Raw genomic sequence first — 23,312 nt, forward strand, 5'->3', positions numbered from 1 at the left:
GGATGCGGCCGCGTCAGTCTGGCGGGCCCGCTGGCGCCGTTGCCGGGGGGCCGCAGACGATTCTACGGCTGCGCCGCAGGAGCACTCCCGAGCATCTCATCCGCGACCTCGAGCACCTCGGCGTCGGCGTCGAAGTCGGTGTCGAAGCGGTCGTGGGCGACGACGGTGATCAGCGCGTTGAGGGCCGCGCCGGCGAGGTTGCCCCAGTTGTTGACGTAGGAGAACTGCCACCACCACAGCGCCTCGTCGACGTTGCCGCCGCGGAAGTGGCGCAGGCCGTTCTCGAGGTCGATCGCGATCGAGGCGAGGTCGTCGGACAGGCGGCTCTCGACGACCTCAGGGATGTAGGGGTCGAAGACGAACGTGTAGTCGTCGACGCCGCCGAGCATCTCGGCGAGGCGCAGCCGGAGGTCGTCGATGTCGGCCTCGGGACCGACGTCGGGCTGGAACTCCTCGCGCGGCGTGAAGTCGTTCTGGGCGCCGAGGCGCGCGCCGGCGAGCAGCACCTGGCTGATCTCGAGCAGCAGCAGCGACACCGCCTCCGCGCCGTTGCCCTCGCGAGCTATTGCGCGCAGCGCGAGCAGGAAGCTCTCCACGCTGTCGGCGATCTGCTCGCCGAACCCCGGGAGCCCGGACTGGTCGACGTCGGTCATTCTGCTGATCTCCTTCCGGCGAATGCTCGGCCGAGCGTGACCTCGTCGGCGTACTCGAGGTCACCGCCCACCGGCAGTCCACTCGCCAAGCGGGTGACGCGCAACCCCATCGGGAGGAGCAGTCGCGTGAGATAGGTCGCGGTGGCCTCGCCCTCGAGGTTGGGATCGGTCGCGAGGATCACCTCGGTGACGGTCCCGTCGGCGAGGCGCGGCATCAGCTCCTTGACGTGGAGCTGGTCGGGCCCGATGCCGTCGATCGGCGAGATCGCCCCGCCGAGGACGTGGTAGCGACCGCGGAACTCGCGGGTGCGCTCGATCGCGACGACGTCCTTGTACTCCTCGACGACGCACAACACCGACGGGTCGCGCCGCTCGTCGCGGCAGATCCGGCACTTCTCGTCCTCGCTGACGTTGAAGCAGACCGAGCAGAACTTCACCTTGGCCTTGACCTCGATGAGGACGTCGGCGAGCCGGCGCACGTCGGTGGGCTCGGCCTGGAGCAGGTGGAACGCGATGCGCTGGGCGCTCTTGGGACCGACGCCGGGCAACCTGCCGAGCTCGTCGATGAGGTCCTGGACGACACCTTCGTACAACGAAGCCCCTCAGCCCAGGCTGGGCGGCGGGAAGCCGAGCCCGCCACCGCCACCGGCGCCGCCACCGAGGCCGTCGGTCAGCGGGCCGAGCGAGTCGCCGGCGAGCGCCTCGGACTTGGCCCGGGCGTCGCGGTAGGCGGCGACGATCAGGTCGGAGAGGTCGGACAGGTCGTCGGGGTCGGTGCCGTCGAACTCACCGGCACGGATCGTGACGGCGACGAGCTCGCCCACGCCGTTGGCGGTGACGCTCACGGCGCCGCCGGCGACGGTGCCGTCGACGGTCTGCTCCGCGAGCGCGGCCTGGGCCTCCTCGAGCTGCTGCTGCATCTGCTGCGCCTGCTGGAGGAGGGCGTTCATGTCGAAGCCGCCACCGAGGGCGTCGAACGGGTTCTGGGTCATCGCTGGTCCTTGGTCGTCGTCAGTCGTTCTTGATCTCTTCGATCAGCTTGGCGCCGAGCGTCTGGCTGAGCAGGGACTCGGTGTCGATCGCGGCCGAGTCGGCGTCGGGGTCGTCGGGGTCGGCGTCGTCGTCGGGCGAGCGCACGGGCGCGGCCGGCTCGGTGGGACCGCCGGCGCGGGCGGCCTCGAGCGCCTCCCGGGCGGGTGCCGCCGAGACCGGGGCCGGGACCGGGGCCGACGCCGGGGCCGGAGCAGCCGGCGTCGAGGCCTCCGGGGCGGGCGGGGCGTCGCCGGTGACCCAGGCGGGCGGGCCGTCGGGGGCGTCCTGCCCGCCGGCAGGCACGACCGGCGCGGGCGCGGCGTGGGACTCGGTGGCCGGCTGACGGACCACGGGCGCCTCCGCGGCGGCACCGGACGGGTCGACGATCGACTCGATGCGCCAGTCCATCCCGACGATGTCGATCGCGGCCTGCCGCAGGATCTCGTCGCAGCCGCCGTTGACGAAGGAGTCGCGCGCCCCGGCGTTGGCGAAGCCCACCGTCAGCCGCACGCCGTCGACGTCGACGACGTGGGCGTGCTGGGACAGGACCATCCAGGCGAGCCGGCGACGGTTCTTGGTCTGCTCGAGGATGTCGGGCCACAGGCGGCGGACGTCGACCAGGCTCAGCCCACCCCGCGGCCCGGCGGGCTGCTCGGCTACCGGGGTGTCGGGACCGGCGGCGGCGGGGGGCTCCGGGGCGGGCTCCGCGACGACCGGCGGCGGCTGGTGCTGCTGCTGGTGCTGCTGCGGGGTCTGGGGCTGGGACTGCTGGGGTGACTGCGGCGACTGGTGGGTCGGCATCGGCGGGGGCGGCGGGGGGCCGTCGTCGCGGGCCGGGGCCGACGTGGGCACGGGCGGCGGCGGGCCGGGCTCGTCGGCGCGGGGGGGAGCCGCCTGCGGCGCGTGCTGGGCCACGGGCGCGGGGGTCTGGACGGGGGTCTGGACGGGGGCCGACTCGGGGGCCTGCGCCGGGGCCGGCGCAGGGGTCTGCGCCGGCGGCGCAGCCGCGGCGCGCGCCTGGGCGGCGGCGGTCGGCGCGCCGGTGAGGTCCAGGCGGCGCTCCAGCCGCTCGAGGCGGGCCATCACGCCGTCGGAGGTGTGGTCGGCGCCGGGCAGCAGCACCCGGGCGCACAGCAGCTCGAGCAGCAGCCGGGGGGCGGTGGCACCGCGCATCTCGGTGAGCCCGGCGGCCACGATGTCGGCCGCCCGGCTGAGCTCGATCGCACCGAACCGGGCGGCCTGGGCGACGAGCCGCTCGCCGGCGTCCTCGGAGACGTCGATCAGGCCGGTGGCCGGGGCGTCGGGCACCGCGGTGACGATCACGAGGTCGCGCAGCCGGCGCAGGAGGTCCTCGGTGAAGCGGCGCGGGTCCTGCCCGGTCTCCACGACCTTGTCGACCACCGAGAAGACGGCGGCGCCGTCGCGGGTGGCGAACGCCTCGACCACCTCGTCGAGGAGCGTGTCGGGCGTGAAGCCGAGGAGGTCGGTCGCGAGCTTGTGGGTGACGCCGCCGGGGCCGGCTCCGCCGAGGAGCTGGTCGAGGACGGACAGGGTGTCGCGCGCGGACCCGGCGCCCGCGCGGACGACGAGCGGCAGGGCGGCGGACTCGATCGCCACGCCCTCCTCGCCGGCGAGCTGGGAGAGGTAGTCGCTGAGCAGCCGCGGCGGGATCAGCCGGAACGGGTAGTGGTGGGTGCGCGAGCGGATGGTCGGCAGCACCTTGTCGGGCTCGGTCGTGGCGAAGATGAACCGCAGGTGGGGCGGCGGCTCCTCGACCAGCTTGAGCAGGGCGTTGAAGCCCTGCGTGGTGACCATGTGGGCCTCGTCGATGATGTAGACCTTGTAGCGGTCGCGCACCGGGGCGAAGAAGGCCTTCTCGCGGAGGTCGCGCGCGTCGTCGACGCCACCGTGCGACGCGGCGTCGATCTCGATGACGTCGATCGATCCGGGCCCGCCGCGGGCGAGGTCGCGGCAGCTGTCGCACTCCCCGCACGGGTCGGAGATCGGGGCCTGCGCGCAGTTGAGGGCGCGGGCGAGGATGCGCGCCGAGGTCGTCTTGCCGCACCCGCGCGGCCCGGAGAACAGGTAGGCGTGGTTGACCCGGTTGGCGGCGAGGGCGGCGCGGAGCGGCTCGGTCACGTGGTCCTGCCCGATGACCTCCTGGAAGGTCTCGGGCCGGTAGCGGCGATAGAGCGCGAGCGGTGACTCCACGTCGTGAACCCTAACCGGGCCCACCCACAGCGACCACCGCGGGAGACCGGCCGTCCGACCCGCCGGGCCCGGACATGAAGAGGCCCCCCACGCACCCGTCAGAGCTCACTTACCCTTGCTGCCTTCCGGCCCTGGGGGAATTGGGCGAGGTGACGCCGCGTGGGGGGTTGCCGGGGAGTCTAGGGGAGCCGGTGACGGCCGCCCAAACCCGGGGACGCGCCCGCAGCGCAGGCGTGAGCCGTACGCGATTTCACCGGCTGCCGAGCCGACCGGTACTCTCCTCCGCGGAGGTATCGCCTAGTGGCCTATGGCGCTCGCTTGGAAAGCGGGTTGGGTTAACAGCCCTCGGGGGTTCGAATCCCCCTACCTCCGCCGACACGAGGGCCCCGCACCTGCTGGTGCGGGGCCCTCGTCGTACGTGGTGGGCCCAGGCGTACGCCCGGTCAGCGCAGTTGCGCCTTGAGGCCGTAGCGCCACTCCTCGGAGATCAGCAGGCTGCCCTCGTCGAGCCGCCGCTCGACGGCGTCGACCAGCATCGCCGACGCCCGCTCGGGGTAGACGCGGTCCCAGTCGAGCTCGGCGCGGTGCTCGAAGACGTTGTGGATGACGCTCACCATCAGCGCCTTGTCGACGGGCGGGGCGAGGAAGTTGCTGCCGGCCAGGAACGTCTCGGAGCGGTCGGAGCCGAAGCGCAGCGTCACGCACGGCACCCGCAGCACGTTGGCCTCCTCGACGATGCTGCCGGAGTCGGTGACGATGACCGCGCACATCGACATCGCCGCGACGACGTCGAGGTAGCTGTCCCAGACCGGCGTCGAGATCAGCGCGTCGCCGTACCTCTCCTCGAGGTCGTGCAGCCACTCGCGACGGCCGAAGTTGTCGATGGCCGCCTCGGTGCCGAGGAGCCGGATGAACAGGACGTGGTGGCCCTGCTCGAGGAGCTCCTCCATCGCGTCCATCAGCAGGTTGAACCGGTCGCGGTTGGTGGTGTTCTCGCGGCGGTGCACGCAGAAGCGCAGGAACGAGCCGTCGCCCATCTGCGGGTACTTCTGGAGCACCTGGTTCTTGTCGCTGCCCGCGACGGCCTGCTCGAGCGCGTCGACCACGGAGTTGCCCACGACGTCGATCGCGGCGGGCGCGAAGCCCTCGTCGACGAGGAACTCGCGGTTGAGCTCGACGGGGGCGGCGTGCAGGTCGGTGCCGGCGTCGGCCACGCGGGTGTTGAACTGCTCGGGCGAGGGCTCGCGGCTGCCCTTGGACCAGCTGGCGCGGTCGATCGACTGCTCGCGGAAGGACGCCCAGTCGAGGTCGGCGCCCTGCTCGATCCAGCCCTTGAGCACCTCGGGCTTCGGCGACAGCGTCCGCAGGCCGGCCTCGACGTGGACCAGCGCCTGGCGCTCGCCGAAGGTGGCGAGCGCACCCGCCATCGCCGTGGTGGTGTCGCCGTGGACGTAGGTGATCGGGAAGCCGCCGCGCTCGGAGAAGCCCCGGAGGTAGAGGGCGAGCTTGGCGGTGATGCCGGAGACCAGGTCGTTGACGCCGCCGCGCACCTCGAGGTTGATGTCCTCGCGCACGCCGAACTCGTCGAGCATCGACTGGGAGAGGTTGTGGTCGTAGTGCTGTCCGGTGTGGCACAGCACGACGTCGTGGCCACGGTCGCGCAGCTCGTGGTAGATCGGCGCCTGCTTGATGATGTCGGGCTTGGTGCCGACGACGACGATGTGCTGGCTGTTCTCGTGGGACATGGGTTCCTTGTCTAGAACGGGGTCTACAGCAGGTCCTCGCGGGTGCTGGCCGCGAGGAGCGAGCGGAGTCGCTCGAGGGTGGGCGTGTCGAGGGCCTTCTGGCGGTCGAGGACGTAGACGGCGTCCTCGTGGGTCACGACGATGAGCCCGCGCGCGCCCAGCGTGACGACCGGGCGGCCGTCCATGCTCGCCACGAGCGTGTCCTCGGCGTCGAGCTGCAGGGCCGGGCCGATGGAGGTGACGCGCTGGTCGTGGAGCACGCGCTCGAGGCGTACCCACGTGCCGACGTCGGTCCAGCCGAGCTGGCGCGGGACGACGAGGCACTCCATGCCGGCCCACATGAGGGGGTAGATCTCGTGGCCGCCGATCGCGGCGCCGCGGTAGCCCGACTGCGAGGCGCCACCCTTGGCGAAGCGCTCGATCGAGTCGAAGATCAGCGGCAGCGCGGACCGGTAGGCGTCGCACGCCTGCCTCACGCGTACGCCGTAGCAGGCGGTGTTCCAGTAGAGGCTGCCCGACTCCTCGAGCTCCTCGACGAGCGACTCGTCGGGCTTCTCGTGGAAGGAGTCGATGACCTCGACGGCACCGTCGCCGCCCTTGGTGTGGATGTAGCCCAGGCTCGGGTCGTAGCGGGTCGGCTCGGCACCGAGGACGACCATCGACTCCGGCGTCCGCTCCAGCTGGGCGAGCATGTCGCGCGAGGCGTCGTTGAACGCCTCCTCCTCGTTGATGAGGTGGTCGGAGGGGGCGATGAGCGCGGGGGCGTTGCCGTAGAGGTGGGACAGCGTCGCGATGCTGAGCGCGAACGCGGTCGCCGGGCCCGCGGGGTCCTCCTCGAGGATCAGGTTCTCCGCCGGCACCGGACCGAGGTTGGCCCGGGCGGCGTCGGCGAAGCGGGCCCGCGTCGAGACGTGGATCCGTGACGGGTCGACGATCTCGCTGAGCCGCTCGATCGTGCCGGTGAGCAGGGGGCGGTCGCGCACGACCGGCTGGAACTGCTTCGGGGCGCGGTCCCGACTGATCGGCCACAGCCGCGACCCCTGGCCACCGGCCAGGATGACGGCGACGGGCTCGTCCGAGGTGTCAGTCATGACGCGATTCCATCACGTCCGTGGTGGGCGCGGGCGGCGGACCAGAGGACGCAGCATGACGGCGAGGGCGAGCAGCGAGCCCGCGACCAGCCCGGACCAGAGCAGCATCGCGCGGGGCGTGGTGAAGAGGTCGACCTGGCGAGGGGCCGGCGGGGCCTGCGCGTCGAGGCGCGTCTCCGGGACCGTGGCGTCCAGCCTGCCCTGCCGACCCGGCTTGATCTGGCGGGTCAGCGCGTCGTACGCCTGGACCACGCCGGCGCCGTTCCACGGGTTGCGGACGGCGTCGTCGTCCTCGCGCACGCCCATCCCCTCCGTGGTCGCCTGCAGGCGCGCGACGAGCTGCTCGGGGGTCTCGCGGGGGAACTGCTCGCGCAGCAGGGCGATGATCCCGCTGACCTCGGCGGCGGCCCACGAGGTGGCGACCTGGTCGATCTCGCACACCTGGCCGGTCGCGTTGGCGGAGATCGCGCCCAGCGTCGGCGCGGCCACGTCGGTCTGCTTGTTGGGCACCACGTAGGTGCTCGGGTTCTCGTCGCCCGGCGGGGTGGCGCTCACGCCGAGCACGCCCGGGTAGTCGGCGGGGAAGACGTCGGCGTCGTTGTCCGGGGTGCCGCCGGGGCCGACGTCGGAGCCGCCGTCGGTCTCGGCGTTGCCGGCGGCCGCGACCACCACGACCCCGTCGAGCGCGACCAGCCGGGCGACCGCCGCCTCGAGGGCCGGGTCGGGCTCCGTCACCGCGAGCGAGATGTTGACGACGTCGAAGCGCTGCTGCGGCTGCAGCGCGATGACCTGCTCGATCCCGGCGACGATGCCGGCGGACGAGAGCTTGCGCTCGCCCTGGGAGGGGTCGGCGTCCTCCGCGTCGAACACCTTGACGTCGAAGACCTCCGCGTCCGGCGCGACGCCGCGCGGACCGGCGATCAGGCTGGCCACGATCGTGCCGTGCCCGGACAGGAAGGTCTGGGTGACGCCGTCGATCGCGACCCCGCCCACGCGTCGCAGGCCGTCGACCGGCACGACGCCGCTGTCGATGACGGCGATCTTCGTGCCCTTGCCGGTGGCGAGCTCCTGGGCCTGCTCGACGTGCATCCGGTCGAAGGCGATGTTGTCCTCGGTGTGGGTGTCGGCGAGCTGCTCGGACCCCGGGACCTCGCTGGTCAGGCACGGCGCCGCGTGGTCGGCGACGGCCGGCCCGGCCCACACCGGGACCACGGCCGCGGCCAGGACGCCGGCCGCTACCGACGTGCGCAGTCGTGCGGGAGCCATCAGCCCGCGTCCGCCGTCGCGTCCTCGGGCGGCGGCGCGTCCTCCGGCAGGCGGCGCGCCGCGTTGGTGGACAGCGGCACCCCGGGCTCGAAGAACTCCATCCACGCGCTCGGCACGAGCGGCGGGTCGACGTCGGCGTAGCCGATGTAGTCGGGCACCTCGGGACCGATCAGCGCGTACGCCTCGCCCTTGGTGTCCACCACGTAGGGCATCCCCGCGTCGGCCGCCTGGCCGGACCCGACGAGGACGTACGCCCCGGCGCTGGGCGCGACGTCCACCTCGTGGCGACCGGAGCGGACCTCCGCGGGGTCGGCCGCACCGGTGGGGTTCGTGGCCAGGCTGAAGGTCGTGTCGGACTTCGCCTCGGGGTGCAGGACCCCGCACATCGCGCCGTTGGTGATCGCCTCGGGAACCGTGTTGGGCCACTCGGCCGGCGTCTTGGGGTCGCCGAAGGAGGCGGACAGGTCGCCGGGGATCTCCTGCTGCTGGGCGCCGACGACGCCGTAGACCATCGCGTCGAAGTCGCTGAGCCGCTCGGGCTTCTCGTCGCCGAGGAGGTAGTAGTCGCCGGTGCTGGCCAGGAGCAGGTCGCCGACCTTGAACTGCGTGAGGTCGGTGCCGGTGTCGCCGTAGGAGATCGCGGCGCCGGGGTCGTCCACCCCGAACGACTCGCGCGCGAGCGCGTCGCCCGGCGGGAACAGGTTGAGCCACTCCTCGTCGACCTCGGTGGGGGTCGCGCCGAAGCCGAGCCGGTTGCCGAGCGTCGAGGCCTGGGTCTCGTCGGTCGGCATCGGGAAGCGGTACGCGCTGCCCTGCTGGCTGCCGACCGGGGGCGCGGTGGCGATCAGCCACTGCTTGCCGTCGCTCTGGACGAGGAAGCCCGACAGGGTGAGGTCCTCGACCGTCGGGGTCTCCTGGACCGCGAGCTTGATGCCGACGCCTGCCCCCGTGCACGCGGTCCAGCCGTCGTCGACGAGCTCGTCGGACGTCGGGAGTCCGGCCGGGGCGGCGTCGATGCCGAGGTCCTCGCCGAGCTGCACGGTGCGGATGTACTTCTCGCGCACGGTGTAGGGCGTGAGGTCGGCCTGGCCGATCAGCAGCTGGGCGGAGACGTAGTTGGGGACGCGCTGGAGCAGCGGGTCGTCACCGCCGCGGAGGACGACGTACTGCTCGCCGGTGTCCTTGGAGATGACGAAGCTGCCCTCGTCGAGCCACTGGGCGGGCGGGCGGCCGAGCAGGAAGCCCGCGATCGCGGCACCCGCGAGGAGCAGCACGGACAGCGCCACGCCGCCGATGAGCACGCGGCCGGGTCGCACCGGCTCGACCTCGCGGCCGCCCGGGGCGCCGGAGACGAACGCGGTGACGAGGCGACGCCGGCTGAACGCGTGGGCCTCGACGAGGTCCTTCTTGGTCGCCATCGCCTCAGCCCGCCACGGCGGAGACGAAGCCGGCGGCCAGGACCATCAGCGGCAGCAGGGCCAGGAGCGTCATCGTCTCGACGACGTCGCCCATCCGGCCGCGCCGCACGGAGGCCGACGCCGGCACCAGGGTCAGGGACAGCAGCACGGCACCGATGCCCGCGAGGCCGATCGCGGCGCCCGCGCGCCAGCCGTCGTGGATGAGCAGCATGGAGACCGCGACCGAGACCAGGCCGAGGATGCCGGAGGCGAGGCCTGCGAGGACCTCGGCGCCGGTGCGGTACTGGCGGGTGCGGAACATGACGGCGAGGCAGCAGACCGCGGCGAGGACCGTGCCGTAGACGCCGCGGCCGACGGCGAAGGGCGCGAACAGGACGACGAGCGTGCCGACGGTGGCCGAGACGGCGAGCAAGATCTCGTGGCCGACCCGGGCGTCGCCGGCCACCTCGTCGGGGTCGATCTCGTCGGGGTCGGCGGTGATGTCGTGGAGCGAGTAGAGCTGGTCGACCTTGGTGCCGGTGACCCCGAGCGCGAGCCACGGGAAGATGCTGCCGGCCAGCACGACGAGGGTCAGCAGGACCGTGAAGACGGCGCTGGGCTCGAAGGACGACACCCGGATGACCACCGAGCTGGCGAGGAGGACGGCGCCGACCACGATGGCCGGGATGACCAGGGGCCGGCCGTCCTGCAGCCCGACCACGGCGACGAGGCCGGACGCGAGCACGCCGAGGCCGGCGAACAGCAGCGGGTCGACGAAGAAGGCGTCGTCGAGCGGCCACCCCCAGCCGGGCAGGTCGCCCGGGGCGAGCAGCAGGCCGGCGACCCCGGCGTAGAGCGCGGCGAGCAGGGAGACGGCGACCCCGGCCTCGGGCTCGCCCTGGGCGCGCGCGAGGACGACGCCACCGACCACGAGCAGCGCCGCGATCACCGCGGCGGCGACGCCGCCCAGCAGGCTCTCGCCCTGGAGCAGCAGGGCCAGGGCCCCGAGGCCGAGCAGGATGCTCCCGGCGCCGAGGGCCGTACGGCGCCCGGCCGCGGGCTCCCACGGCTTGAGCTCGTTCTCCACGACGTCGGCCATCGCCTCGACGACGTCGTCGTAGACGCGCGGCGCCTTGTCGTCCACACCGGCGGTCACGGTCAGCAGGCCGCCGTCCTCGATGCCCTGCATCGTCAGACCGGCGTTGTTGGCCAGGATCCGGCCCTCCTGCGTCACCAGGCGGTAGCCGCCGTAGACGGTGGAGGCGTCGAGGAGGCCGACGGAGCGCGCGAGCTCCGGCACGAGCTCGGCGACCGGGATCGAGCCCGGCAGCACCAGATCGACACGACGGGACCCCGAGGCGATGGTCACCCGGACCAGGCCTGAGGCGACCGAGGACCCCTGACTCATTGGTGTTTCCCCCTGGTTGTGCTGCACCTGCACCCCGCCCGAGGGGCCGGAGCGCTGAACGGGGAGCAGCCTAGGCGAAATCCCGTGACGGGGAGGCGAGTGGTGTCGTCAACGCAGCACGTCGGGCGCGGTGCCCTCGTCGTCGAGCCAGTGGTCGTCGGTGCCGAGCAGCCCGTCACGCTCGACCGGTCCGCCGTCCTTGCGTCGCCCGCCGCGTCCACCGCGGCCTCCCGCACCGCCCGCGCCGCGCTCGGACTTCGCCTGACGGGCCGCCTGCTGGCTGCCCTTGCCGCCGACGAGCCCGCGGCCACCGCTGCGTCCGCCGCCACGGCTCCCGCCGCGACCGCTGCTGCTGCCCGCGGCACCCTTCGCGGTGCCCTTCGCGGACTGTGCCCCGCCCCGGGCCGCGCCGGCACCGCCGGCGCGCGCGCCGGCCCCGGCACCACCGGCACCCGCGGCGCCGCGCATCGCGGCACCGGCGGCCGTGCCCGCGGCGGCACCGGCCGCGCCGCCCAGTGACGGCATCGCCATCGGTGCGCCGAGACCGCCTGCCGCTGACCCGGGCGAGAACGCCGCCGGCGCGGCTCCGCCGGGTGCGTAGGTCACGCCGCTCTGCGCGGATCCCGCCACGGTCGTCGTCGGGTGCGAGGGCGCGGACGGCTGACCGGGGTGCGACCCGCCGCCGGGCTGCGGGTGACCGGGGCCGGGCTCGGGGGCGGGCGGTACGCCCGGAGACAGGCCGGGGCCGGGACCGCCGGGCGGCAGGCCGGGACCGGGTCCAGGCCCGGGCTTCGGGCCCGGGGGCGGCTTCTCGTCGACCGGCGGCCAGGGCGGCAGCGGGGGCCACCCGGCCACCGGCGGCTGGGGCTCGGGTCCGGGCCAGTCGGGCGGCGGGTAGACCGGAGGGGGCTCCGTGGTCGGCCGCTCCTCGCGCGGGATGCCGTGCGCGCTGCGGATCTTGTCCTCGGCGGTGCCGAAGATGCGGTTGAGCGACTCCCAGGCGTCCCGCGCCTCGTCCTCGCGCTGCTGCACCTCGGCGGCGTACGCCACGCTCTGCCGTCGGTGGAGCGTCGCGAGGCGCCAGTACTCCGTCTGGTCCTCCTGCGCCGGGTCCGCGACGGGCGGCCGTCCCGGCGGGGTGGGGTCGCCGGCCCGGTCCCAGCTGCGCACGAGCGCCTTGACCTGGCCGAGGGCGCCACCCGCCGCGTCGAGGGCCTGCGCGGTCTTGCCGAGCATGAGCCGCTGGTCGGCCACGTAGTCGCGCATCTCGCGGAAGGCGCCGATGGCGGCGTCGCGGGTCTGGTCGCCGAGCTGGTCGCGGTCGCGGAGGCCGCGGATGGCCCGGGCGAGGCGGTCGTCGACGGTGTTGAGGTCGCGGATGGACGTACGCCACCCGGTCGCCATCTCGTTGAGCACGTCGGCGTCGCCGACGGTCAGCAGGGCGCGACGGACCTGGGTCTCGTAGTAGCCGGGCACGTCTCAGTCCTCGTCGAGCGCGAGCTGCGCGAGGCGGCGGAAGTGGTCGCGGTGCAGCTCGTCGGTGCCTTCGAGGTCACCGAGGCTGTCGTCGAGGGCGCGGGCGAAGCGGCGCACCTTGCGGGCCTGGGCCTGCCGGTCCTCGACGGTGCGCTGGTGCGCGACCTCGTAGACCGACCGCAGGCTCTGCCCGGCGTGGAAGGCCCCGAAGTTGCCGGCGCGCGTCTCGGCGCCGGCCAGCGTGTCGATGTCGGCGTGGCTGCGGACCTGGACGACGTCCTCGGTGCCGAACCGGTCGTAGGAGGGGCTCATGTGCGAGGCGGCGAGCCGCAGCGAGGCGGAGATGCCCCTGATCAGATCCGCATCGACCCTGATGTCACCCACGTGTTCCCCCGAACGCACGCCTGCCGCCGACCCCCGGCGCCCTCCCATTGTCGTCGCGCGACGGCGCTCGCGGGCCGAGTTGGCGAAAGTGCCTCGCATTCAGCGCGCGCGGTCCGGACATGGGTCGAGGCCGGCCGCCCCGGGAGGGACGACCGGCCTCGGAAGCCTGGTCAGGCTGTGGTGCTGCTGGCGGGTGCTCGCTCAGAAGCGGTTGGCACCGCGGGCGTCGGCGGCCTTGTACTCGGCGTTGGACGCGTCCACGCCCTGGCTCGCCTGCTGCAGCAGGAGGGTCATCTCCTGCATGGCCTGGTCCCACTTGGCCTTGGCCTGGTCGTACGCCATCTTGGCGTTACCGTTCCAGTCCGACTTGAGGGGGTTGAGCTCGTTCTCGAGCTGGTCGAGGCGGGCCTCGATGTCCTTGGCGGCCTTCATCACGTCGGCGGCACCGGCGTCGAGGGAGCCGTGCTGGACCTTGATTCCGTCGAAAGTCATGTCGATCTCCTAGATCTGAAGAGTCAGGTGTCGGCGTCAGCCGAGACGGCCCTGGAGGTTGGCGTGGTTGGCGGACTGCGACTCGTCGGTGGAGACGTTGTCGCGCTCGGTCTCCTTCATCGACGCGGAGAGCTGGTCCAGGGCCTTGAGGATGGTCTCCTGCTTCTGGTCCCACGCGATCATCAGGTTGTTGAACGCGGTCGCGCCCTGGCCGCCCCAGCCACCCATCATCGTCTGGATGTTGCCGGACAGCACGCCGCACTTGTTCTTCACGTCACCGCGGGCCTGGTCGACGAAGTCGGCGCCCTTGGAGAGGGCCTTCTCTGTCTGGCCGTACATCTCGCTCATGAAAGATCCTTCTCCCTCGGGCGGTCTGACCGACCGAGTTCTCTGTTGGTTGGTGATCCACTGGACTTGGTGATCCGGTGCCCGGGGAGACGTCCCGACCCCCCGCGCTGACGTGTCTCTACCCGACGAAATCGGGGCTAAACATCAGGAGGTCATTTCCCACAGGCGTCGGAAGACACCGGCCGCCACGACCGCCGCGGCGAAGGCGAAGCTGCCGCACAGCGACTCCGCGACCTCGGCCCGCCGCGACCACCAGACCGACCTCCAGCCGCGGCCGGTGGCGACGGCCGCGGCGAGCGCGATCACGCCGAGGGCCACGACGACGTAGAAGAACGTGTCGACGTGCCCGGCGCCGGGCCCGGCGACGAGGTGGGCCGCCAGGGCCACCAGCGCGGCGAGGCCGGCGAGGCGCAGCAGCGCCCTGGCCGCGGCGTGCCGGTAGGAGCGGGCGGCGAGCAGCAGCGAGCAGCCGGCGAAGAACACGAGGCAGCGCGCGCCGATGCGGTCGAGGTCGATGGTCGCGGTGTGCAGCAGCAGCGGGCTCGCGACCACCACCGTGACGAGGATGGCGACGGAGGCGCCCGTGACGATGCGCGAGGCGCTGCGCACCAGCCGCTCCATCGCGTCGGCCGCGACGACGATGCGCCCGCGGCGGCCCTTGCGCTGGCTGTCGCGCGCCGACCAGGCGGTGACGGCGAGCCGGTCGAGGTCGAGCAGCGCCTCGTCGGGCACGTCGATCGCCAGCGAGGGCGCGAAGCGCGCCGCCATCATCGCGAGGAAGACCAGCAGGGTCCACGCGACCCGGGCGTCCCAGCCCAGCATCGCGGGGATCGCGCAGCAGGCGAAGACCGTGAGCCCGCTGACGATCCACACGGTCGCGACCTCGTCGCCCTCCGGCGCGAGCGCACGCCCGATGCCGGCGACCACGGCGGCGGAGATCGCCGCCGCGGCGAGGATGGCGGGCAGGAGGTGCGGGCCCGGCTCGTAGATCGCGGCGAACGCGGCTGAGGCCGCGAACGCTGGGGCCGCGGCGGCACGCTGGCGGGCGTGCCGGCCCAGCGGCAGCACGCCGACGAGGGCGCACGCGAGCAGCAGGCCGACGGTGACGGTGCGGATCGTGTCCTCGCCCGCGCGTCCGGCGTACCACCCGGCGAGGGCTGCGGCGAGCGCGGCGACGGTGGCGATCACCGAGGCGAGCTCGGGGCTCTCGGGGGCGTTCTTCGCGGCCTCGAGGAGGGTGACCTTGCGCGGGCGGTGCACGCCGCTGGTGGCGACCAGCACGTCGCCGGGCTGCACGCCGGCGTCGCGGAGCGGCACCGCGGCGTTGAGCCGCTCGCCGAGCGCGGTCTGCAGGAGCGGGATGCCGGCGACGTCCGCCTGCTTGGCGTACTCCCGTGCGACGTCGACCGACGTCGCCCCGGCGGGCACGACGAGGTCGAGCACCCCGGCCTGGCCGTGGATGCTCAGCACGATGGTCGCGTCGGCAGAGCCGGGCATCGCGACGTCGGACACGACAGATCCCCCTTCACGTCGCCGCTTGAACGTGCACCCTTGGGCTGGAGAGTAGTCGCACGTGCAGCCCCCGCGGCAGCACACCTATCATCATCGCGACTTCATCAGGTGAGGCAACGGGGGACGCGTGAGCACGACACTGCGAGGCGGACAGAGGCTCGACGAGCCGGAGATGCCCGGCGGGCAGATCGTCCTGCAGCCGCCGCCGGAGCTGCAGGAGGGCGAGGGCGCCGGCGGCGTCCTGATGAACGCCATCCCGATGCTCGGCAGCCTGGGCTCGATCGTGCTGGTCGCGACGATGGGCGGCGCCAACAAGAGCCGCAGCTTCCTCGCCGCGGGCATGTTCCTCTTCGCGACCCTCGGGTTCATCATCGTGCAGATCGACCGGCAGCGTAAGCAGCGCGCGCAGCAGGTCACCGGCTCGCGGACGGAGTACCTCCGCTACCTCAGCAACATCCGCAAGGTCGCCCGCGAGGCGGCCGACCAGCAGCGCCGGGCGCTGAACTGGCACCACCCCGAGCCGTCGGCCCTCCCCTCCCTCGCCGAGGACCGCACCCGCCTGTGGGAGCACACCGGCACCGACGACAACTTCCTGCACGTGCGGTACGGCCTGTGCTCGCAGCCGCTGTCCCTCGAGCTCGTGCCGCCGGAGAGCGCGCCCGTCGACCAGGTCGACCCGGCCGCCGCGTCGGCGCTGCACCGGCTCCTCGTCGTGCACCGCCTCCAGCCCAACCTGCCGGCCTCGATCGACCTGCGCGCCTTCGACCGCATCGAGCTGTGCGGGGACGCCGAGGAGGTCCGCTCGACCGCCCGCGCGATGATCTGCTCCGCGACGGCGTTCCAGAACCCCGACCAGCTCATCGTCGCGGTCCTCAGCTCCGAGCAGAACCTCATGCACTGGGACTGGGTGAAGTGGCTCCCCCACGCCCAGAGCACGCGCGAGGTCGACGCCGTCGGCCCGATGCGCCTCGTCTCGACGTCGCTCGACGACCTCGGCAACCTGCTGCCGCCCGACCTGAGTGACCGCCCCCGCTTCGGCGCCGACGAGCGGGCCGCGACGCCGCACATCCTCCTCGTCATCGACGGCGGCCACCTGCCGCCGGGCAACCACATCGTCCCGCCGGACGGCCTGCACGGCGTCACCCTGCTCGACCTGCCGAGCCGGTGGGACGAGCTCGAGGACTCCACCCGCCTGCGCCTGGAGTTCGCCGACGCGCCCGACGAGCTCGGCAAGCACCCGGTCAGCGCGCTGCGGCTGCGCGGCGAGCCCGTCAAGGCACTGGCCGACCAGTGCGACATCGCGACCGCGGAGGCGTTCGCCCGCCGCATCGCGCCGCTGAAGACCGCGAGCGCCGAGTCCTCGTCGGCCGGCGGCGCCGTCGACATCACGTCGACCACGCCGGACCACATGGACCTGCTCGGCCTCGGCGACATCTTCGCCTACAACCCGGCGACCGCCTGGCGTCCGCGGCCCGCCCGCGACCGGCTGCGCGTGCCCATCGGCATCGGCGACTCCGGTGGGCTGATCCACCTCGACATCAAGGAGTCCGCCCAGCAGGGCATGGGCCCGCACGGCCTGGTGATCGGCGCGACCGGCTCCGGCAAGTCGGAGTTCCTCCGGACCCTCGTCCTCGGCCTGGTGATGACCCACTCGTCCGAGCAGCTCAACCTGGTCCTCGTCGACTTCAAGGGTGGTGCGACGTTCGCCGGCATGGCCGACATGCCGCACGTGTCCGCCGTCATCACCAACCTCGCCAACGAGCTCACCCTCGTCGACCGCATGCAGGACGCCCTGTCCGGCGAGATGACGCGCCGCCAGGAGCTCCTGCGCGACGCGGGCAACTACGCCTCGGTGCGCGACTACGAGAAGGCCCGCGCCAACGGCGAGCCGCTCGAGCCGATGCCCTCGCTGTTCATCGTCGTCGACGAGTTTTCCGAGATGCTGTCGGCGAAGCCCGAGTTCATCGACCTCTTCGTCGCCATCGGCCGCCTCGGGCGCTCGCTCGGCCTGCACCTGCTGCTCGCCTCGCAGCGGCTCGAGGAGGGGCGCCTGCGCGGGCTGGAGTCCCACCTGTCCTACCGCGTCGGCCTGCGCACCTTCTCGGCCGGTGAGTCGCGCGCGGTGCTGGGCGTCCCGGACGCCTACGAGCTGCCCGCCGTGCCCGGCCTCGGCTACCTCAAGCCCGACCAGTCCACGCTGCTGCGCTTCAAGGCGGCGTACGTCTCCGGCCCCCCGTCGAGCCGTACCCGCGTCACCCGCGACGAGGGCGGCGGCATCCGCGGCATCCTGCCGTTCACGATCTCCGAGGTGCAGGCGCTCGAGCCGATCGCCGACGACGTGCAGGAGGTCGCGACCCCGCAGCCGCAGCAGCAGGGCGAGCAGCCGTCGCTGCTCGACATCGCCGTGCAGCGGATGATCGGCAAGGGCCCCGAGGCGCACCAGGTGTGGCTGCCGCCGCTCGACGTGCCGGACACCCTCGACGAGCTGATGCCCGACCTCGTCGAGAGCCCCGACCTCGGCCTCACCTCGCCGCAGTGGCGCAACGTGCCCGGCCTGGTCATCCCGCTCGGCACGGTCGACCGCCCGCGCGAGCAGCGCCGCGACACGATGACGCTCAACCTCACCGGCGCCGCCGGCCACGTCGCCGTCGTCGGCGGTCCGCGCTCGGGCAAGAGCACGCTCCTGCGCAGCATCGTCACGAGCATGGCGCTCGTGACGACCCCGATGGAGTCGCAGTTCTTCGTGCTCGACTTCGGTGGCGGCACGTTCGCGCCGCTGACCCGGCTGCCGCACGTCTCCGGCGTCGCCACGCGCTCCGAGCCCGACGTCGTACGCCGCGTGATGGCGGAGGTCGAGGGCATCGTCGACCGCCGCGAGGCCTACTTCCGCGAGAACGGCATCGACTCGATCGAGACCTACCGCTCGCGCCGCACGCAGGGCCGCGCGGACGACGGCTGGGGCGACGTCTTCCTCGTCATCGACGGGTGGAGCACCCTGCGCGCCGAGTTCGACGACCTCGAGATGGAGATCCAGCAGCTGGCCGCCCGCGGCCTGACGTTCGGCCTCCACATCGTCACCGCGTCGACCCGGTGGGCCGACTACCGCGCCGCGATGCGCGACGTGTTCGGCTCCAAGCTCGAGCTGCGCCTCGGCGACCCGCTCGACTCCGAGGTGGACCGCAAGGTCGCCGCGCTGGTGCCGGTCGGTCGTCCCGGTCGCGGCCTCGTCCCGTCCAAGCTGCACTTCCTCGGCGCGCTGCCCCGCATCGACGGCGACGGCAACCCCGACACCCTCGGTGACGGCGTCGACGACCTCATCGACCGGATGGCCGCGGCGTGGAAGGGCCCCCAGGGCCCCAAGCTGCGACTGCTGCCGGAGATGGTCACGCTCGAGGCGATCCGCGAGGACGCCGTGCGTCGCAGGATGCCGGAGAAGCACGTCCTGCTCGGCATCAACGAGAAGGAGCTCGCGCCGGTCGGCCTCGACGTCGACGCCGAGCCGCACATGCTGATCTTCGGCGACGGGCAGTCGGGCAAGAGCGCCCTGCTGCGGGCGTACGTCCACGAGATCATGCGGACCCGCACGCCGAAGGAGGCCCAGATCGTCCTGGTCGACTACCGGCGCTCGATGCTGGGCGAGGTGCCGGACGAGTACCTCCTCAACTACCTCACCTCGGCCACCCAGGCGACGCCGACGCTGAAGGACATCGCGAGCTACCTCGAGGGCCGCATCCCGGGCCCCGACGTGACGCCCGACCAGCTGCGCAGCCGGTCGTGGTGGACGGGTGCGGAGGTGTTCGTCGTGGTGGACGATTACGACCTCGTGGCCACGGCCCAGTCGTCGCCGGTGTCGTCGCTCCAACCGCTGATGGCGCAGGCACGCGACGTGGGGCTGCACGTCGTCGTGGCGCGGCGTACGGGTGGTGCCTCGCGCGCGCTCTACGAGCCCGTCATCCAGTCGCTGCGTGACCTCGCGATGCCCGGCGTCATGCTGTCGGGCCCGCGCGACGAGGGCGTCCTGATCGGCAACCTGCGCCCGCAGCCCGCGCCCGAGGGCCGCGCCCGCGTCGTCACCCGCGACGGCGGTACGCAGACCACGCAGCTGGCGTGGCTCGAGCCGACGATGTGATCCGCCGCTCGGGTGGTGCGTGAGGCAGGTTCTGCGACCTCGGAACGTGCCTCACGCACCGCTCGGGCGTACGGGCGGTGCGTGGGCCACATTCCCGGGTTCCCTGCTTCCGCCGGACATCCGGTGACTCCAGGGGCACGACGTCAGCGGCGGCCGCTCTTGAACATCCCCCGCGCGATCTCGCGGGCCGCGGTGCGCATGAAGTCCTTGAAGGCGGTGGACTTCACGACGGTCTCCATCATCGAGTCCTGCTCCTTCTCGGCCCTCTGCCGCGACTTCTCGGTGACGCGCTCGTTCTTCTGCTCGCGCGCCATCTCCTTGACGCGCGCGTCCTCCGCGGCCTTGCGGGCGCCCTCCTCGAGCTTCTTGGCGAGGAGCTCGCGGGCGGACTCGCGGTCGATCGCCTCGGCGTACTTCGCGGTGAGCGGGGACGCCTTCACGGCCGCCTCCATGTCGGCCGTCGGGGCGGCGTCCATCAGCGACTCGGGTGCCCGCAGGCGGGTCCAGGCAACGGGGGTGGGCGCGCCGCGCTCGTTCATCACGGTGACGATCGCCTCGCCGATGCCGAGCGAGGTGATGACCGCCCCGAGGTCGTCGTAGGCGCTGTTGGGGTAGGTGTTCACGGTCGCCTTGAGCGCCTTGGCGTCGTTGGGCGTGTGGGCGCGCAGCTGGTGCTGCACCCGCGAGCCGAGCTGCGCGAGGACCTCGTCGGGGACGTCGGTCGGCGACTGGGTCACGAAGAAGACACCGACGCCCTTGGACCGGATCAGGCGCACGGTCTGCGCGATCTGGTCGAGGAACGCATCGGACGCGTCGTTGAAGAGCAGGTGCGCCTCGTCGAAGAAGAAGACCAGCTTGGGCTTGTCGAGGTCGCCCTCCTCCGGCAGGTCGTGGAAGAGGTCGGCGAGCAGCCACATGAGGAAGGTCGAGAAGAGGGCCGGCCGGTCCTGGAGGTTGGGCAGCTCCAGCAGGCTCACCACGCCGCGCCCGTCCTCGGTGAGGCGGAGGAACTCCTTGGTCTCGAACTCGGGCTCGCCGAAGAAGACGTCGGCGCCCTGCGCCTCGAAGGCGACGAGCTCGCGCAGGATGACGCCGGCGGTCTGGGGCGAGAGCCCTCCGATGGTCTTGAGCTCGGCCTTCCCGGCCGCGTCGCCGGTGAGGTACTGCAGGACCGCGCGCAGGTCCGACAGGTCGAGCAGCGGCAGGCCGTTCTTGTCGCAGTAGTAGAAGACGAGGCCGAGCGAGGACTCCTGGGTCTCGTTGAGCCCGAGCACCTTCGCGAGGAGGGTGGGCCCGAACGCGCTCATCGTGACGCGAACGGGTACGCCGACGCCCTCGCCGCCGATCGCGTAGAACTCCGTCGGGAAGCCGGTCGCCGTCCACTGCTGGCCGACGCTCGCCGTACGGGCGGTGAGCTTGTCGCTGGGCTCGCCGGGGACGCTGATGCCGGACAGGTCGCCCTTGATGTCGGCCGCGAAGACCGGCACGCCGTTGGCGCTGAGCTGCTCGGCCAGCAGCTGGAGGGTCTTGGTCTTGCCGGTGCCCGTGGCGCCGGCGACGAGGCCGTGGCGGTTGAGCATGCCGAGCGGGATCCGGATCCGGACGTCGCCCAGGTTGTCCGCGTCGAGCATCAGCCCGCCGAGCTCGAGGGCAGGCCCCTCGAAGGCGTAGCCCGGGGCGACGGCCTGCGAGATCGGGTCGGTCGGGGCGGTCGTGGCGGGAGGCTCGCTCATGCCCGCGAGCCTAGTCACGGCGGGAGACGAGGACGAGGGGTCACGGATGGCGTCGTTATGATCACCGGCGTGATCTTCAAGCGGGTGGGCCTCGGCCGGCCCTACCCCGACCACGGGCTGACGTCCCGCGCCTGGGCCGACCTGCCCCCGCGGCAGGTACGCCTCGACGAGCTGGTGACCACGAAGGACACGCTGCAGCTCGACACCCTCCTCGACGAGGACTCGACCTTCTACGGCGACCTGTTCGCCCACGTCGTGCAGTGGCGCGGCGACCTCTACCTCGAGGACGGCCTCCACCGCGCGCTCCGGGCCGCGCTGCAGCAGCGCAGCGTGCTGCACGCCCGCGTGCACCAGGCGGACCAGACGTGACCGCCGGCCTGAGGACGGCCCTCACCCTCGGTGGCCTGGTGGCCATCGTGCTCGTCGCGACGCTCTGGGGCTGGGCGGCCTTCACCGAGCCGTTCCCGGAGGAGGAGGCGGTCCCGATCTGCGAGGACACCGCCGTCACCGCCGGCACGGAGGTGCGACGCGACCAGGTCGTGGTGAGCGTCTTCAACGGCAGTGGGCGCAGCGGCCTCGCCGGCGCCACGGACGCCCAGCTCGAGGAGCGTGGCTTCGTCTCCGGCGGCATCGGCGACTCCCCCCAGCCCGCGGCGTCGACGCAGATCTGGTCCGACGACCCGACGAACCCGGCCGTGCAGCTGGTCCAGCAGCAGTTCAAGGGCGCCCAGGTCGTCCCGGGCGACGCGCTCGGGCCGGGTGTCGTGGTCGTGGTCGGCGAGAAGTTCCAGGCACTCCGCAAGAAGCAGGTCGAGTCGGTGGTCGCCGAGGCCGACGCCACGTTCTGCAAGGCGACCGGGGCGGAGTAACGCTTCCGATCGGGCCGGTCCGAGCCCGTCAGTCGCGCTCGCGCGTGCCGGGCTCGCCGAGCCACTGCGCGAGCCGGCCGTTCTCCGAGACCTGCCGCAGCCGGTCCTCGGTGGGCTCGCGCAGCTTTCGGGGGGTGACCACGAGCAGGTCGTCGCCGTGGCGCAGGACGGTGCGACGCTCGGGCACGAGCGCGTCGCCCGCACGGATGACGAGGGACACCGAGGCGCCCCGGGGCAGCCGCAGCTCGCCCACCTCGACGCCGTGCATCTTCGACGTCGGCGCGATCGTGACCTGCAGGAGGTCGGCCGCGACCCGGTCGAGCGGCGCCGCCTCGACGTCGAGGCCTCGCGGCTGCGACCGGCTGGCGACCCCCAGCGTGCGCGCTACCCACGGCAGGGTCGGGCCGGTGAGCAGCGTGTAGACGACGACCATGACGAAGACGATGTCGAAGACGTCGTCGGCGCCCGCGACGCCCTCGGCCAGGGGGATCGTCGCGAGCACGATGGGGACCGCGCCGCGCAGGCCGGCCCACGAGATGAAGGCGAGGTCGCGCGAGGCCATCGGCTGGACCACGCTGCTGACGAACACCGAGAGCGGCCGGGCGAGGACCGTCAGGACGAGGCCGGTGACCAGCGCCTGCACCACCGTCTGCAGGTCGATGCGCGACGGCGAGAGCAGCAGGCCCAGCATGACGAAGAGCCCGATCTGGGCGAGCCAGGCGACCCCCTCGGCGAACGACCGGGTCGCGACGCGGTGCGGGAGCTCGCTGTTGCCGAGGATCAGCGCCGCGACGTAGATCGCCGCGAACGGCGAGGCGTGCACGGCCGCCGCGACGCCGTACGCGGTGAACGCCAGGCACAGGACCGCGAGGGGGTAGAGGCCCGAGGACGGCAGCGCCGCGCGCCGCATGACCCAGGCGCCCGCGAGGCCGCAGGCCGCGCCGACCAGCGCCCCGGCGAGCAGCTCGAAGACGATGACGCCGGCGGTCTCCAGGACGCTCGAGCCGGCCAGCGCACCGGTGGAGATGATGCCGACGAGGACGACGGTCGGGGCGTCGTTGAGCCCGGACTCGGCCTCGAGCGCCCCGGTGAGCCGCCTGGGCAGCGGCAGCGCGCGCAGCACCGAGAACACCGCCGCGGCGTCGGTGGGCGAGCAGATCGCGCCCAGCAGGATCGCCAGCTCCCACGGCAGGCCCAGGAGGTAGTGGGTGCCGACGGCCACCACCGCCACCGACACCGCCACGCCCACGGTGGCGAGCGAGAGCCCGAGCCGGATGCTGGAGCGCATCTGACGCCACTCGGTGGTCAGGCCACCCTCGGCCAGGATGATCGCCAGCGCGCCGAAGCCGAGCGCGTGGGCGAGCTCCGCGTCGTCGAACGGGATCCCGAACGGCCCGCCCTCGCCCAGCAGCACGCCGATGAAGAGGTAGATCAGCAGCGAGGGGAGGCCCGCGCGCGCCGAGACGCGGACCGCGAGGATCGCGGCCAACGTCACCACCGCACCGACCAGCACGAACGCGTCGAGCTGGTGGGCGTCGAAGGTCATGCCACCTCGTGTCTGGGTGT

Annotated in this window: 19 protein-coding genes, 1 tRNA gene and 1 other RNA gene; 4 read left to right on the plus strand and 17 right to left on the minus strand. The window is 72.9% G+C overall.

The window, feature by feature from the left end; genetic code table 11:
* Positions 1-62: 62 nt before the first annotated feature.
* The 5 genes from F4692_RS05980 to ffs all read right to left on the minus strand — a co-directional run bounded on the left by F4692_RS05980 (position 63) and on the right by ffs (position 4,065).
* Positions 63-653 carry a DUF5063 domain-containing protein gene (locus F4692_RS05980; protein WP_179618667.1) on the minus strand — a complete coding sequence of 197 codons (591 nt, stop codon included), beginning with the start codon at positions 651-653 and terminating at the stop codon, positions 63-65.
* Positions 650-1,246: a recombination mediator RecR gene (gene recR, locus F4692_RS05985; RefSeq protein ID WP_179618668.1), complete on the minus strand. Its 597-nt coding sequence runs from the start codon at positions 1,244-1,246 to the stop codon at positions 650-652. Before recR ends, F4692_RS05980 begins: the two co-directional genes overlap by 4 nt.
* Positions 1,247-1,255: 9 nt before the next feature.
* Entirely contained in the window at positions 1,256-1,645 is a 390-nt protein-coding gene (locus tag F4692_RS05990; protein ID WP_179618669.1) for a YbaB/EbfC family nucleoid-associated protein, read from the minus strand.
* A 19-nt stretch (positions 1,646-1,664) separates the two neighbouring features.
* Complete coding sequence (locus F4692_RS05995; RefSeq protein ID WP_179618670.1) at positions 1,665-3,896, minus strand: DNA polymerase III subunit gamma and tau; 2,232 nt, start codon at positions 3,894-3,896, stop codon at positions 1,665-1,667.
* A gap of 78 nt (positions 3,897-3,974) precedes the next feature.
* An RNA gene (gene ffs / locus F4692_RS06000) (signal recognition particle sRNA small type) lies at positions 3,975-4,065 on the minus strand.
* 117 nt (positions 4,066-4,182) lie between these two features.
* Here ffs and F4692_RS06005 point away from each other — a divergent pair.
* Positions 4,183-4,268: transfer RNA gene (locus F4692_RS06005), tRNA-Ser, on the plus strand.
* A 71-nt stretch (positions 4,269-4,339) separates the two neighbouring features.
* On the opposite strand, the gene F4692_RS06010 is transcribed toward F4692_RS06005, so the two are convergent.
* From F4692_RS06010 to F4692_RS06055, 10 genes are all read right to left on the minus strand, one after another.
* Positions 4,340-5,641, minus strand: coding sequence for a UDP-N-acetyl glucosamine 2-epimerase (locus tag F4692_RS06010; RefSeq protein ID WP_179618671.1), 1,302 nt, complete (start codon positions 5,639-5,641; stop codon positions 4,340-4,342).
* Positions 5,642-5,664: 23 nt separating this feature from the next.
* Positions 5,665-6,732, minus strand: a complete 1,068-nt coding sequence (locus tag F4692_RS06015) for a sugar phosphate nucleotidyltransferase (protein WP_179618672.1) — start codon at positions 6,730-6,732, stop codon at positions 5,665-5,667.
* Positions 6,733-6,744: 12 nt separating this feature from the next.
* Positions 6,745-7,998 (minus strand): S8 family serine peptidase, encoded by a 1,254-nt coding sequence (locus F4692_RS06020; protein ID WP_179618673.1) that lies wholly within the window; start codon positions 7,996-7,998, stop codon positions 6,745-6,747.
* A complete protein-coding gene (locus F4692_RS06025; RefSeq protein ID WP_179618674.1) occupies positions 7,998-9,416 on the minus strand; it encodes a type VII secretion protein EccB in 1,419 nt (472 codons plus the stop codon). Before F4692_RS06025 ends, F4692_RS06020 begins: the two co-directional genes overlap by 1 nt.
* Before the next feature lie 4 nt (positions 9,417-9,420).
* Positions 9,421-10,803 (minus strand): type VII secretion integral membrane protein EccD, encoded by a 1,383-nt coding sequence (gene eccD / locus F4692_RS06030; protein ID WP_179618675.1) that lies wholly within the window; start codon positions 10,801-10,803, stop codon positions 9,421-9,423.
* A gap of 108 nt (positions 10,804-10,911) precedes the next feature.
* Positions 10,912-12,279, minus strand: a complete 1,368-nt coding sequence (locus F4692_RS06035; protein ID WP_179618676.1) for a hypothetical protein — start codon at positions 12,277-12,279, stop codon at positions 10,912-10,914.
* Between the two features lie 3 nt (positions 12,280-12,282).
* Positions 12,283-12,663 carry a hypothetical protein gene (locus F4692_RS06040; protein ID WP_179618677.1) on the minus strand — a complete coding sequence of 127 codons (381 nt, stop codon included), beginning with the start codon at positions 12,661-12,663 and terminating at the stop codon, positions 12,283-12,285.
* 201 nt (positions 12,664-12,864) lie between these two features.
* Entirely contained in the window at positions 12,865-13,155 is a 291-nt protein-coding gene (locus F4692_RS06045; protein WP_179618678.1) for a WXG100 family type VII secretion target, read from the minus strand.
* Between the two features lie 36 nt (positions 13,156-13,191).
* Positions 13,192-13,503 carry a WXG100 family type VII secretion target gene (locus F4692_RS06050; RefSeq protein WP_179618679.1) on the minus strand — a complete coding sequence of 104 codons (312 nt, stop codon included), beginning with the start codon at positions 13,501-13,503 and terminating at the stop codon, positions 13,192-13,194.
* 144 nt (positions 13,504-13,647) lie between these two features.
* Positions 13,648-15,015: a hypothetical protein gene (locus tag F4692_RS06055; protein ID WP_179618680.1), complete on the minus strand. Its 1,368-nt coding sequence runs from the start codon at positions 15,013-15,015 to the stop codon at positions 13,648-13,650.
* Between the two features lie 127 nt (positions 15,016-15,142).
* On the opposite strand from F4692_RS06055, the gene eccCa reads away from it, so the two are divergent.
* Complete coding sequence (eccCa, locus tag F4692_RS06060) at positions 15,143-19,144, plus strand: type VII secretion protein EccCa (RefSeq protein ID WP_308645173.1); 4,002 nt, start codon at positions 15,143-15,145, stop codon at positions 19,142-19,144.
* A 143-nt stretch (positions 19,145-19,287) separates the two neighbouring features.
* Here eccCa and F4692_RS06065 read toward each other — a convergent pair whose 3' ends face one another.
* Positions 19,288-20,877, minus strand: a complete 1,590-nt coding sequence (locus tag F4692_RS06065) for a helicase HerA-like domain-containing protein (RefSeq protein WP_179618681.1) — start codon at positions 20,875-20,877, stop codon at positions 19,288-19,290.
* A gap of 69 nt (positions 20,878-20,946) precedes the next feature.
* Between F4692_RS06065 and F4692_RS06070 the strand changes: the two genes are divergently transcribed.
* Together F4692_RS06070 and F4692_RS06075 are read left to right on the plus strand one after the other, a co-directional pair.
* A complete protein-coding gene (locus tag F4692_RS06070) occupies positions 20,947-21,246 on the plus strand; it encodes a type II toxin-antitoxin system VapB family antitoxin (protein WP_179618682.1) in 300 nt (99 codons plus the stop codon).
* Positions 21,243-21,746, plus strand: coding sequence for a LytR C-terminal domain-containing protein (locus F4692_RS06075; RefSeq protein WP_179618683.1), 504 nt, complete (start codon positions 21,243-21,245; stop codon positions 21,744-21,746). Before F4692_RS06070 ends, F4692_RS06075 begins: the two co-directional genes overlap by 4 nt.
* A 28-nt stretch (positions 21,747-21,774) precedes the next feature.
* Here F4692_RS06075 and F4692_RS06080 read toward each other — a convergent pair whose 3' ends face one another.
* Positions 21,775-23,292, minus strand: coding sequence for a potassium/proton antiporter (locus F4692_RS06080; protein ID WP_179618684.1), 1,518 nt, complete (start codon positions 23,290-23,292; stop codon positions 21,775-21,777).
* Positions 23,293-23,312: the final 20 nt, after the last annotated feature.

The organism is Nocardioides cavernae (genome assembly GCF_013410035.1).
Classification (GTDB): Bacteria; Actinomycetota; Actinomycetes; order Propionibacteriales; family Nocardioidaceae; genus Nocardioides; species Nocardioides cavernae_A.